This is a genomic window from Bacillus sp. Medicinal_06 (assembly GCF_056711665.1).
In genome coordinates this window covers 364320-377510 of sequence record NZ_JBWYHD010000007.1, presented here as the reverse complement: position 1 = coordinate 377510, position 13191 = coordinate 364320, and the positions used below count along the sequence as shown (strand labels likewise).

13 protein-coding genes are annotated in these 13191 nt (G+C 35.8%); 7 read left to right on the top strand and 6 right to left on the bottom strand.

Annotation, left to right across the window (positions count from 1 at the left end):
- The first annotated feature begins 748 nt into the window (after nt 1–748).
- The 5 genes from AC1M36_RS19440 to corA all read left to right on the top strand — a co-directional run bounded on the left by AC1M36_RS19440 (nt 749) and on the right by corA (nt 6208).
- Nucleotides 749–1489, top strand: coding sequence for a FixH family protein (locus AC1M36_RS19440; protein ID WP_336452209.1), 741 nt, complete (start codon nt 749–751; stop codon nt 1487–1489).
- 364 nt (nt 1490–1853) lie between these two features.
- The gene (gene deoB / locus AC1M36_RS19435; RefSeq protein ID WP_336452208.1) at nt 1854–3038 is read left to right on the top strand and encodes a phosphopentomutase; all 1185 of its coding nucleotides are present in this window, start codon (nt 1854–1856) and stop codon (nt 3036–3038) included.
- Nucleotides 3039–3051: 13 nt separating this feature from the next.
- Nucleotides 3052–3873, top strand: a complete 822-nt coding sequence (locus AC1M36_RS19430; protein WP_017151004.1) for a purine-nucleoside phosphorylase — start codon at nt 3052–3054, stop codon at nt 3871–3873.
- Between the two features lie 7 nt (nt 3874–3880).
- Entirely contained in the window at nt 3881–5185 is a 1305-nt protein-coding gene (locus AC1M36_RS19425; protein WP_336452207.1) for a pyrimidine-nucleoside phosphorylase, read from the top strand.
- A 60-nt stretch (nt 5186–5245) separates the two neighbouring features.
- Nucleotides 5246–6208: a magnesium/cobalt transporter CorA gene (gene corA, locus AC1M36_RS19420; RefSeq protein ID WP_336452223.1), complete on the top strand. Its 963-nt coding sequence runs from the start codon at nt 5246–5248 to the stop codon at nt 6206–6208.
- A 34-nt stretch (nt 6209–6242) separates the two neighbouring features.
- Here the strand turns inward: corA and AC1M36_RS19415 are convergent, their stop codons facing one another.
- Together AC1M36_RS19415 and AC1M36_RS19410 are read right to left on the bottom strand one after the other, a co-directional pair.
- On the bottom strand, nt 6243–7532 hold the full coding sequence (locus AC1M36_RS19415; RefSeq protein ID WP_336452206.1) for an NCS2 family permease: 1290 nt from the start codon (nt 7530–7532) through the stop codon (nt 6243–6245).
- A 136-nt stretch (nt 7533–7668) separates the two neighbouring features.
- Nucleotides 7669–8331, bottom strand: a complete 663-nt coding sequence (locus AC1M36_RS19410; RefSeq protein WP_336452205.1) for an SIMPL domain-containing protein — start codon at nt 8329–8331, stop codon at nt 7669–7671.
- Between the two features lie 159 nt (nt 8332–8490).
- On the opposite strand from AC1M36_RS19410, the gene AC1M36_RS19405 reads away from it, so the two are divergent.
- Entirely contained in the window at nt 8491–8910 is a 420-nt protein-coding gene (locus AC1M36_RS19405) for a MarR family winged helix-turn-helix transcriptional regulator (protein WP_001003304.1), read from the top strand.
- Nucleotides 8911–9018: 108 nt separating this feature from the next.
- On the top strand, nt 9019–9564 hold the full coding sequence (locus AC1M36_RS19400; RefSeq protein WP_479846109.1) for a hypothetical protein: 546 nt from the start codon (nt 9019–9021) through the stop codon (nt 9562–9564).
- 44 nt (nt 9565–9608) lie between these two features.
- Here AC1M36_RS19400 and AC1M36_RS19395 read toward each other — a convergent pair whose 3' ends face one another.
- The 4 genes from AC1M36_RS19395 to AC1M36_RS19380 are packed head-to-tail and all read right to left on the bottom strand — an operon-like array spanning nt 9609 to nt 13044.
- The gene (locus tag AC1M36_RS19395) at nt 9609–10676 is read right to left on the bottom strand and encodes an ABC transporter permease (RefSeq protein ID WP_336452203.1); all 1068 of its coding nucleotides are present in this window, start codon (nt 10674–10676) and stop codon (nt 9609–9611) included.
- 23 nt (nt 10677–10699) lie between these two features.
- Nucleotides 10700–11788: an ABC-2 transporter permease gene (locus AC1M36_RS19390; protein WP_336452202.1), complete on the bottom strand. Its 1089-nt coding sequence runs from the start codon at nt 11786–11788 to the stop codon at nt 10700–10702.
- The gene (locus AC1M36_RS19385) at nt 11778–12659 is read right to left on the bottom strand and encodes an ABC transporter ATP-binding protein (protein WP_336452201.1); all 882 of its coding nucleotides are present in this window, start codon (nt 12657–12659) and stop codon (nt 11778–11780) included. The genes AC1M36_RS19390 and AC1M36_RS19385 overlap by 11 nt, the downstream gene beginning before the upstream one ends.
- Nucleotides 12625–13044, bottom strand: coding sequence for a GntR family transcriptional regulator (locus AC1M36_RS19380; RefSeq protein WP_336452200.1), 420 nt, complete (start codon nt 13042–13044; stop codon nt 12625–12627). The genes AC1M36_RS19385 and AC1M36_RS19380 overlap by 35 nt, the downstream gene beginning before the upstream one ends.
- Between the last annotated feature and the right edge of the window lie 147 nt (nt 13045–13191).

The window sequence follows — 13191 nt, the reverse complement described above, 5'->3', positions numbered from 1 at the left end:
AAGAACACTTTGTCCCAGATTTTTACGCTTATTACCAGAGCAGATAATAAGTCTAGGAACTGGATGCATGACAAAGTGTTCTAGCCTCGATATAAGAAAAAGTAGTTGTACCTATTTTGTTTGCCTTCTGTCGGAAGATAGAATGGGTCGTCTTACATAACATACAGACACTACTGAACTCTATATCGTTGTATCCTCTTTGTTGAACGAGAGGAACTGTTTTTGTGAGGACAGAGACAGGAGAATCCCCACCTCAAGCTCTTGTAGAGGTAGGTGGGGGTAGTTCAATTTATTCCGCTATTTGTTGGGAGTAGGACTTCGCTCTCTCAAGATTCAGATAGAAGTTAGGAAGAATGCCTGTAAAAGGCTAATTGGGGAGAGATTTCCAACTGTTGCTTACTCTATATAGATCCATTTTTATTTTCCAACAGATAAGTCGCTATTATGAAAATAAAAGGAGATCTCCACTTGTCTTCTTCTTTTGTTTTAATTTGGTATGGGGCAGGAAGAGGGTCTGACCGCTTCAATGCATGGCTGGATGCTCTCTTCTATCTAAAAGGAATGTTTTTTATTTTGTATTTATAAAGCTAGCGCACAAATCTAGTAATAATAGAATGTGTATGAAAAATGAAAAAGTAAGTGTTTCACAAAAACTTCACAAACATTTCGTACATTGTTTTCAGCAGAAGGCTGGAATATGAACTGGTATATCCTCTATACTAAATAAAGTATAAAGGAGGAAATCATAATGAAAAAACTTATAATCACTTTATTTATTGCAATGCTAGCATTAGCTGGATGTAATACAAAGGAAGAAGATACAACAAAAAAAGAGAAACTTGAAGAAGTAAAAGTAGCTGTCCAAACAAATCCGAAAAAAATTAAACCAAATGAAAAAACAGAAGTGCAGGCTCTTGTTACACAAGGGAAAGAAAAAGTAACGGATGCTGATGATGTGAAATTTGAAATTTGGAAAGATGGCGAAGAAAAGCATGAAATGTTAAATGGGAAGCATAAAGGAAAAGGTGTTTATGCAGTAGAAAAAGCATTCCCATCAGATGGTGTATATCATGTTATTGCACATACAAATGCACGTGAAATGCATGTAATGCCAGAAGTGAAAATAGCTGTAGGAAATGCAAAAGTTGAGGACGCAAAGAAAGAAAATGGCGGTCATGAAGCAGGGCACGGCGATCATAAGAGCGATACGATGATTCACCTTATGGCTGGTGAAGTAAAAGTAAATACTGAATCAACAATGAAAGTACATTTAAAACAAAAAGAAGAAGCGTTAACTGGAGCTGAAGTGCAGCTTGAAATTTGGAAAGACGGCGCGGAAAAACATGAATATATTCCTGCTGAAGAAGGCAATAAAGGCGAATATGTAAGTAAACATACGTTTAAAGATGCAGGTGCATATAAAGTAAAAGTTCATGTGAAAAAAGGTGAGCTTCACGAACATAAGGAAGAAACAGTAGAAGTAAAGTAAGAAGCGGCTCTTTAGAGCTGCTTTTTTCTTTAGGTTAATGAAATAAATCATAATTTCATTAGCACTTCTGTGCAGAATGGATTACAATAGAAGGTGTGAAGAAAATAAGAATTTCTACGAAAATGTATTAAAAAGAAAGCGTAAACATGTTATGATATCAGTATGAGATGTCTGACATCTGACTTAGAAAAAACAGGAAAGTTTTTTGCTTCGTTTGAAAATAGAGCGAAGAGAGTTGGAGCATGACTTGAAGAAGTGTTTTAGTAAGTGGGAAACGAGAGAATTCTCACTGATAGCAGTTTCACTTTACAACGTTTTGAACATACTACAAGAAGTAGAACCGAACATATAGGAGGTTGCAGTTATGAATAAATATAAACGTATTTTCCTAGTCGTAATGGACTCAGTAGGAATCGGAGAAGCACCGGATGCTGAAAAATTTGGTGATGTAGGTTCTGATACAATCGGTCATATTGCTGAACATATGAATGGATTACAAATGCCAAATATGGTGAAATTAGGTCTTGGTAATATCCGTGAAATGAAAGGGATTTCTAAAGTAGAGAAACCACTTGGTTACTATACAAAAATGCAAGAGAAGTCTACTGGTAAAGATACAATGACAGGTCACTGGGAAATTATGGGTCTTTACATTGATAAGCCATTCCAAGTGTTCCCAGAAGGATTCCCAAAAGAATTATTAGATGAGTTAGAAGAAAAGACAGGCCGTAAAATTATCGGGAATAAACCAGCGTCAGGAACTGAAATCCTTGATGAGCTTGGTAAAGAGCAAATGGAAACAGGATCTCTAATCGTGTACACATCAGCTGATAGCGTATTACAAATCGCGGCTCATGAAGAAGTTGTACCACTTGAAGAGTTATACAATATTTGTAAAATTGCCCGTGAGTTAACACTGGACGAAAAATATATGGTGGGCCGCGTTATTGCTCGTCCATTCGTTGGAGAACCAGGAAACTTCACACGTACACCAAACCGTCATGACTATGCATTAAAACCATTTGGCCGAACAGTAATGAATGAATTAAAAGATAGCAACTATGATGTAATTGCAATTGGTAAAATTTCTGATATTTACGATGGAGAAGGGGTAACAGAATCTCTTCGTACAAAGTCTAATATGGATGGAATGGATAAGCTTGTAGATACATTGAACATGGACTTTACAGGTCTTAGCTTCTTGAATTTAGTTGATTTTGATGCGATGTTCGGTCATCGCCGTGATCCTCAAGGATATGGAGAGGCATTGCAAGAATATGATGCACGTCTTCCAGAAGTATTTGAAAAACTAAAAGAAGATGATTTATTAATCATTACAGCAGATCATGGTAATGATCCAATTCACCATGGTACTGACCATACACGTGAATATGTACCATTATTAGTATATAGCCCAAGCATGAAAGAAGGCGGACAAGAATTAGCACTTCGTCAAACATTTGCTGATATTGGTGCAACTGTAGCAGAAAACTTCGGTGTGAAAATGCCAGAATACGGAACAAGTTTCTTAAACGACTTAAAGAAATAAGGGGGACAATATAATGAATCGTGAACTTATTACAAAATCAGCTTCATACTTAAAAGAGAAATTCCAAGAAACACCACAAGTAGGACTTATCCTTGGATCTGGACTAGGTGTTTTAGCCGATGAAATCGAAAATGCAGTGACAGTACCATATAGTGAAATTCCTGAATTTCCTGTATCAACTGTAGAAGGACATGCTGGTCAACTTGTATTTGGTACACTTCAAGGTGTAACAGTAGTTGCGATGCAAGGACGCTTCCATTTCTACGAAGGGTATGACATGCAAAAAGTAACATTCCCAGTTCGTGTTATGAAAGAACTAGGTGTAGAAACAGTTGTTGTAACAAACGCGGCTGGTGGTGTTAACACATCATTTGAACCAGGAGATCTGATGTTAATCTCAGACCACATTAACTTCATGGGTACGAACCCATTAATCGGGCCAAATGATTCTGAAATGGGCGTACGTTTCCCTGATATGTCTACATCGTATACAAAAGAGCTTCGCGAAATGGCGAAACAAGTTGCAGCAGATTTAAACATTAAAGTACAAGAAGGTGTATACGTTGGAATGACAGGTCCCGTATACGAAACACCTGCTGAAATTCGTATGCTTCGTACACTTGGTGGAGATGCAGTTGGAATGTCAACTGTACCGGAAGTAATCGTAGCACGCCACGCTGGTATGAAAGTACTTGGTATTTCTTGTATTTCAAATATGGCAGCTGGTATTTTAGATCAACCACTTCATCATGATGAAGTAATTGAAACGACAGAGCGTGTTAAAACTAATTTCTTAGCATTAGTAAAAGCAATCGTAAAACAAATGAAGGGGTGAGTTCACAATGAGAATGGTGGACCTAATTGCAAAAAAACGTGATGGACATGCATTAACGACAGAAGAAGTGAACTTTATTGTAGAAGGCTATACAAATGGCGATATTCCAGATTATCAAATGAGCTCACTTGCAATGGCGATTTTCTTCCAAGATATGAATGAACAAGAGCGTGCTGATTTAACGATGGCAATGGTGAATAGCGGCGATACAATTGACTTATCAGCGATTGAAGGGGTAAAAGTAGATAAGCATTCAACAGGTGGTGTTGGCGATACAACTACGCTTGTGTTAGGTCCGTTAGTAGCGGCTTTAGATGTACCAGTTGCCAAAATGTCTGGTCGTGGTTTAGGACATACAGGTGGTACGATTGACAAATTAGAAGCAGTTCCAGGGTTTCATGTAGAAATTGAAAATGCTGAATTTATTCGTCTCGTAAACGAAAATAAAATCGCTGTTATCGGTCAAAGTGGAAACTTAACACCTGCTGATAAAAAGTTATATGCACTTCGCGATGTAACAGCGACGGTAAACTCTATTCCGCTTATTGCAAGCTCTATTATGAGTAAAAAAATTGCTGCTGGTGCAGATGCAATTGTGCTTGATGTCAAAACAGGTGCGGGTGCATTTATGAAAACAGATGAAGATGCCAAACGTTTAGCAGAAGCAATGGTACGCATTGGTAATAACGTTGGACGTAAAACAATGGCAGTTATCTCAGATATGAGTCAACCGCTTGGCGAAGCAATTGGCAACGCATTAGAAGTAAAAGAAGCAATTGATACACTGCAAGGTAAAGGACCGAAAGATTTAGAAGAGTTATGTTTAACACTTGGAAGTCAAATGGTATACCTTGCTGGAAAAGCTTCTTCTTTAGAAGATGCTCGTGAAAAACTTATTGAAGTAATGAACAATGGAAAAGCATTAGAAGCATTTAAAACGTTTTTAGCAGCGCAAGGCGGAGATGCTTCAGTTGTTGATGATCCTTCTAAGCTTCCACAAGCACAATATAAAATGGAAGTAGAAGCAAAAGAAGACGGATACGTATCTGAAATTGTTGCTGATGAAATTGGAACAGCAGCTATGCTTTTAGGGGCAGGACGTGCAACGAAAGAATCTGAAATTGATTTAGCAGTTGGACTTATGCTTCGCAAAAAAGTGGGCGATAGCGTGAAAAAAGGTGATTCACTTGTTACAATTTACGCAAATCGCGAAAATGTAGAAGATGTAAAAGCAAAAATTTATGAGAACATGAAAATTGAGAAAGACTATGTTGATGCACCGAAACTCGTGCATGGCATTGTAACGAAATAATCTAAAAAGCTAAGGGGCCTTCTCCTTGGCTTTTTTGGTTGTTTTTTGTTAATAATAATAATGGGTGAAATTATGATTAGAATTTGCGCAGTAACGAAAGAAGATGAAGTATTATACGATGTTTCATTAGAAGACACAAAGAGAGAAGATATTGTATGGTATTGGCTTGATTTATATAAGCCGACAAAAGAAGAGTATACATATATTTTACGAGACCATTTTAAGTTCCATCCCTTGGCGATTGAAGATTGTGTAGAGTATGTACAGAGGCCAAAAGTGGATTTCTATGATGGATATAATTTTTTAGTTCTCCATGCATTTGGAGAAGATGGATTAGAGCCACACGAAATTGACTTATTTGTTAGTGAAGGTTATATCGTCTCTTTCCATTTCTCACATAATAATGCGATTGAAAGAGTGTGGAAAAGGCTTGGTGAGAAGAAACGGATTAAGAAGAGTCCTTTGCATGTAGCACATACAATTATTGACCAAATTGTTGATGACTATTTTGCGCCTGTTTACTATATTGAAGATCATTTAAATGCAATTGATGATAATTTAACAGGAGATACAGCAGGAAGTGTACTAGAAGAAGTATTTGATATTCGTGCGGACCTATCTAAGCTTAGACGTACGATTATACCAATGCGTGATCTCTTGTATCGCATTTTAAATTCAACTCGATTTTATGGTGTAAGCGATCATGAAATATATTTTAAAGATATTCACGATCATTTGCTAAAGCTTTCAGAAATGATTGAAGCAAGCCGAGAGTTAACAGCGGATATTCGAGATAGTTACTTTTCGTTAAATTCGCATCATATGAACAACATAATGAAAACATTAACCGTATTCTCGACTATTTTTATGCCATTAACATTTATTGTTGGTGTATATGGGATGAATTTCGATAATATGCCAGAATTAAAATGGGAGTATGGTTATTTTATATGTTTAGCACTTATGGCCTTTATAGGTGGAGGTATGATGGTTTGGTTTTATAAAAAAGGATGGTTTAAGTAAAAAGCGCTAGGGAGTTTCTCCCTAGCGTTTTTTCTTAGCCGATAGCATGTAAGACAAACATGGCTAAGAATAGGCATGTAATAATATACATGGACGGTGCGATTTCTTTATGCTTTCCAAGAGCAACCTTTAAAATAGGATAAGCAATAAATCCGAACGCAATACCATCAGCGATGCTATATGTGAGTGGAATCATAACGATGATTAAAAACGCTGGAAATCCTTCTGAAAAGTCATTAAGAGGGATTTGTAGAATGTTTGTAATCATTAGACCACCAATAATAATTAAAATCGGTGCAATGGCACTATCAGGAATTAATTTGACAAACGGAAGAGCAAACAGTGATGCGAAGAATAACATCCCTGTAACGATAGACGTCAGACCTGTTTTTCCTCCCGCGGCAATACCTGCAGCACTTTCTACTGTTGAAACGGTAGGACTTGTGCCAAATAGACCACATGTCATTGCTGAAATTGCATTTGCTTGATAAGCACGTGGGAATTTACGATCGTCTTCTAATAATCCGTGCAATAGCCCCATGTTCTCAAAAATAAGTACCATACTTAAGGAGAATGTTGCAATCCAAAACGGTAAGGAAGAAAGTTTTCCAAATGACATAGCTCCAAATACATCTCCGTAGTTAGCGAATGAAAATGAGCTATTTCCTACTTGGCTTGTATCAACAAGACCAAATAGCCACGCAATACCAGTTCCAATTGCAATCGTCCATAAAAAGTTTCCACGTACGTTACGAATAAATAAGACAAGTGCAACAATTAGAGTAAGTAGTGTTGCAAGAACAACAGGGCTACTTAATTTTCCTAATGCAACAGCAGTGTTCGGATGCGAAACGACTAAACCACCTTTTTGCAATCCAATGAAAGCTAGGAATAAACCGATGCCGACGGTTATTGCTTCTTTTAACGATTTTGGAATCGATAGTGAAAGCGTGCGAGCAATCGGTGTAAACGCGGCAATTGCAAAAATAATACCGGCGATAAAGACAGCTGCTAATGCCTCTTGCCAACTTAATCCAAGCGTATGCACAGCTGTGTAAGTGAAAAATGCATTTACACCCATACCTGGTACAAGAATAGCAGGTGCATTTGCCCAAAATGCCATCATTAGACATCCAACAAATGAACTAAAAACAGTTGCCAAAATTCCAGCTTCAAGTGGAATACCGGCATCTGATAAAATAGACGCGTTGACAATCATAATATAAACGATTGTGAAAAATGACGTCACTCCAGCTAATATTTCTTGTTTTGTTGATGTGTGGTGTAGGTCTAATTTAAATGTTCTTTCAAGAATTCCTTTCATGTTAAACCTTCTTTTTCATATCCCTCTCCCACCCGTGATATCCCTTTTGTAAAGAGCTCACCGTTCTTTATTATATCAGAACATAATCTTTTTACAATAAATAAAATGAGAACGGTTACTTAAAGATTAATTGGTGTTACAAATAAGTGAAGATCGCACGAACGGTAGAGATAATTTCTAGTTCCCCAGATTGAATTGGAGGAGCAGCTTGTGCCTGTAAAGTAGTATGAGTCGTAAATTCACGCGGCAATTGTGCCGATTCTTCAACGAGTGACAGAGGGACAGGATTAATATTTAAATTATATGAATTCGCAATGATGCGAGCTTTTTCTTGAGCATGCTGAACTGCTTGTAAGAGTGCTTGTTGATAATACGCGTTTGGATGGGAAATGCGAAAGCGTAATCCTCTTGCGACATTTGCTCCATTTGTAACGGCTATATCATATACTTCCCCAGCTTTCTGTACATTTAAAACGGTAATTTCATACAAATGCTCTACTCGGTAACCTTGTAATAATGCTTTTTCATTTACGTATTCATATTGAGGTGTAATTGTGTAGGAGATGGTTTCTATATCTTTATCAGCGATACCAATTTGTTTAAGTGCAGCAAGTAATTGATTAGATTGAATTGCATTTTCCTCTTGTGCTTGTTTGACATTTTTATTATCTGTTCGAATACCGATTGTTAATATAACAACATTTGGTTTTGCTTTTATAACGCCTTCTCCTTGTACAGTAATCGTTGCTTGTTTTCCATTACGGACATCGGGTGAATAAGGATTCATGCCAACTTGCATTTTTGCTCACCATCCTTTTTATATGTATATGAGTAAAAGGGAGAGAAAATTGTATGTAAAAAGTTACATAATTGAGAATCAAAAGGAAAGAAAACATATACAACGTAGGTATTTATAGATTATAATATGTATAAATATGATGAAAAAGGGTCGAGGCTAGTGAACGAAAAAAGAGAAGCGCTGATTTTAGATTTATCTACATCATTTCGAAAGATGATACGTTTATTACAAAATGATATTAATACACGTTTTTCAGAGCATATGCCATATAATGAGTTTTCAGTATTGCGTGCATTGTTCTTGAAAAGCCCGCAAATGGCTTCGCAAATAGCTAGTGAGGTAAATGTAACATCCAGCCATATTACAGCAGTAACAGATCGCCTTGTACGAAAAGGTTTTGTAACGAGAAAACGTTCTGATTCAGATCGTCGTATCGTGTATTTAGAAATTACAGAGCATGGAAAAGAAGTTACACAAAAACTTGAAGCTGTACGTAAAGAATACTATAAAGAGAAATTTAAAGAGTGGAGCGATCAAGAGGTTGAGATGGTATTAGAACTATTTGGTCGTGTACTATAATTACGATAAATGAGGATAGGAAGCAAAATGCTTTCCTATCTTTTTCTTTTGAATAAAAATATTTTGAAATTCCAATACTTTAAGTAAAAAGTATTCGGAGGAAAAATAATGAAATATATTGTTTCACTTGCAATTATTATTGGAAGTTTTATATGCTCGAGCACGTTAAGTTATGCAAAAACACCAGTCCAAGTTGTACAAAAAGAACTACATTATATTACGAGTGATCAGCCTATTTTATATTCAAAGCTATGGATTCGTTCTATGCAGAATGCTATTCTTTTTCAACATAGTAATAATATTCGTGAGCAGGATACAATGCGTAATGTCAAAAATTCTTCTCTCGTAAAAGTGAAACAGCTTTCCCTTGAAAAGGCTTCACATTACATCCCACGGTTATCTCAATATGTCTCTAAGTTTGAAAATAAAAATGTTCAAGTTTATTACGTTGCTGTTCGTTATGAAGTGAAAAAAGAAACTCCATATCAATTGAATGGAATGAATTATTTTCTTCAAGTATTTGTACAAGAACAAGGCGATTGGAGGATTGCTGAAAGTATTGTAGCTCCTACAGATCAAATGATAGAGAATGGTGATGGATTTGGGATGAAGGAAGAGAAGGAATATGGGAAAAGAAGAGACAATGTGAAATAATCTTTTATATAGTAATAAGGCATTGCTCGGAAGCAATGCCTTGTTTATTTTGCATATAAAGAAAGTTTATGCTTTAAAAGGCGCTGCAAGATAACATATGTCAGTACGCCCGATCCTATAAAGTAAATATAGTAAAGAGGTAAAGAATTACTACCATCAATAAAAACTGTACCACCAAGAAGCCCAAAACAAAGAGAAGTACAAATTAAGAAATACTTATGAAGTTTTGGATATAGCAGTATTTTTCCGTTATGTTCATTTGGAGCACGTATATATAAATAAGCCCCTAGTGGAAGACAAATAAGTATATACATAGCAGGGCTTAACAATGTCCAAGCGGACGGAATATGATGGTAGGTAGGCCCTGTTTGTACATTGCCGAATTCATCTTTATAAGATTCACTTTGTGAGTCATAGTTGTAGTTAATACGAAAATGAGTAAGAGGAGATGCAATACTTACATTTTCTGTATAAAGGGCGTATTTATTATAATTATAATTGTATTCCTTCTGTGGTAAATCCACATGTAATGCAAGGAAAGGGAAAATAAGTCGAAAGATATATAAAGGTAAAATGATAATAATATAACTTAAAGTCCCTTGTGAGATTACGTTCCCTGTAATGGTTCCAATAAAGAGTGTGAATGTGTAAACTGCAATAAGCGTAATGATTGTATACGTAAAGTATATATGAAATGGTTCAAAAGATTGATACTGAGCATGTATCGTGTTCTGGTAGATGATATACATAAGAAGCCAACTAAGGCTAAGCGCACCTACGATATGAACGATGCCTAGTAACCATTTTGATAAAAATAAGTGTGACCGTTTAAATGGCATAGACCAAAGAAAATCGATTGTTTGATTATTGCGTTCCCATCCTATTAAGAGGATCGCTAATCCCATTAATAGAAGGGCTGGAAATAGTATAGCGTCAGCTCCCTGTATATGATACGTATAATAAGTATCTGTCGTTTTCCGTAAATGTTCAGCCGTGTGCTGTGCATTCATATAATATTTATATGGTAAGGTGTATAAAGTACTTAGCCAAAAGAGCCAAATCACATATTTTCCTTGTTTATAGTTCCGTATCCATAAGGCTTTATGAAACATGTATCCACCACCTCAATTTGTATTTATTTCCCTCCAAAAGCAAACTTCAATTTTAATAGACGTGTAAAAATGAAATAACTCATGATAGCGAATAGGAAAAATCCAACATAATAAGACAGCAGGGCATCTCGTCCCCCTAATATTCTACCGCCAAGTAATCCGAAGCATAGAACAGTACAAAGCATGAACCACTTTTGCAAGCTAGGAAACAATAGTATTTTTCCGTTTTGTTCGTTCGGTGTACGTGTGTATAGAAAAATTGATAATGGTAAAAAGATAATGATGTAAGCAAATGGTGTTAATAGTGTCCAAGGAGAAGGCACAGAAGTATGCTCCATTGGATTGTCCTGTGGTACACTAGAAAGTTTATTTCCATAGTCATCAAATGTTTCTATCGGATGGTAATCATAAGTAATAGAAAAAGATTCTAATGGTGAAATAATCCCTACATGTTGTAAGTACTCATGAGTCTGCACCTCTATTTCTCCCATCGCCTCTAAAGACCATTGTGTATGGGTATAAATGAATCCAGAGATTAATAATATGGAACCGTATGGTAAAAATAATAAAATTGCTGTTAAGCTACTTTGGGAGAAAATATTTCCAGTAATAGTTCCGATAAATAAAGTGAATGTATAAATAGCAATGAGTACAACCGTAGCATATACAAAGTAACTATGGAACGGAGTAAAGATTTGATACTCATTGTGAAACGATATGTGTTTGATTCCGTACATGCTAATCCAGCAAATGATCTGTACTGCAATAATGTTGAAAACGCCAAACAACCACTTTGTTAAAAAAATATCTTTTCGCTTAAAAGGCATCGAGAATAGAAAATCAGTAGATTGATTGTTACGTTCCCATCCAATTAAAAGACAAGCGAGTGCAATAAGAGCAGCTCCTTGAAAGAGGACAGCACCATCAGATGTTTGAAAATAGTAGGAGTAGTAGTACGTATAGTCATCAAACTTCATTTTTGAATGATTTAGCGCCATTTGTGCTGCTTGATAATATTTATAAGGGAGTTGATACAAACTAATTAACCAAAACAATAGAATGATATATTTTCCTTGTTTCCATTGCCTCATCCATAAAGCTTTATGAAACATGTGAATCCTCCTCAAACGTTGTGACAAAAATATCTTCGAGTGACATTGGTAATTCTTCTAATAAAAGGGGCTGTTCTTTATGAAACTTTTCTAATGTAACTGCTACGTTTCCTTCAATTAAGATGGTATATACTTTTCCAGTTTGATTTAATATTTTTATATTTGCTAAGTTTTCTAGTTTTTGTGGTAGTGAACGCTCGTAAGCAACTTGTATTTTTGCATAGCGAGATTTCGTATCTTCTAATGCTGTAATCGATGCGATTGTATGATCTTTTAAAATAATAACTGTGTCAGCAATTTTTTCTACTTCATCTAAATGGTGAGTAGAAATGAGAATGGTAATTTCTCTTTCCGCTACTTCTTCAATTAAAAATTGTAAAATTTGTCTTTTTACAATTGGGTCAAGCCCATTGGTTGGCTCATCTAAAATGATGTATTCTACACCTGTACAAAAGGCTAAAATCATAGCAAGAAGTGCCTTCATCCCGCGTGAGTAACTACGAATGCGCTTTTCAGGCAATTTGAAGCGTTCTAGCAGCTGATAGAAATGTTCTTCATTAAAATTGTGATAAACAGCCTTATAAAACTTTACAATTTCCTTTACTGTATATCCGTTTAATATATTAGTAGAATCCGGCACATAGGCTACCTTTTGTTTTATTTCTGGATGCTCATGAACATCCACATCATCATATGTAACAGTGCCTTCATCTGGATTTAAAATACCAACAAGTGTCCGAAGTAAAGTGGTCTTCCCCGCACCGTTTCTTCCGAGTAATCCAACAATACTTCTTTTTTGTAATGTGAAAGAAATATTGTCTAAAATGACTTGGTTATCAATTGTTTTTCTGAGACTCGTCACTTTTAGCATTCGTATTTCCTCCTAGTTCTTTATAGTATGAATCTATCCAATTATGAATTTTTTCTTTCGTAATCCCAAGGTAGGAAGCTTCTAGTAGTAATTGATGGAATTGTTTTTCAACCATAGCAATTTTCCTTTCATCTAGTGTCGGTGTAATCGATTGAGAGACAAATGTACCTTTTCCTCGCAGCGTTTCGATAATACCTTGCCGTTCTAATTCTTGGTACGCTTTGCTTACTGTATTCGGATTAATGACAAGAAGTGAAGCCAGTTCACGTACAGATGGTAGTTTATCATTTGGTGCTAGCATTTTTTTCAGTACGAGTTCTTTTATATTTTGAACAATTTGTTCCCAAATCGGAGTGTTGCTTCTTGGATCGAGTTGAATGTGCAAGAGCAATGTCTCCTTCCTGATGAGTATTAGTGTATTACTAGTTGTAATACACTTAATACAATATATGCGATAGAATTGTTTGTCAATACGAATTCATAGAAAAATATGGTATAAAAATGCTCTAGTTGGAAAAAATAGGTTTGATAT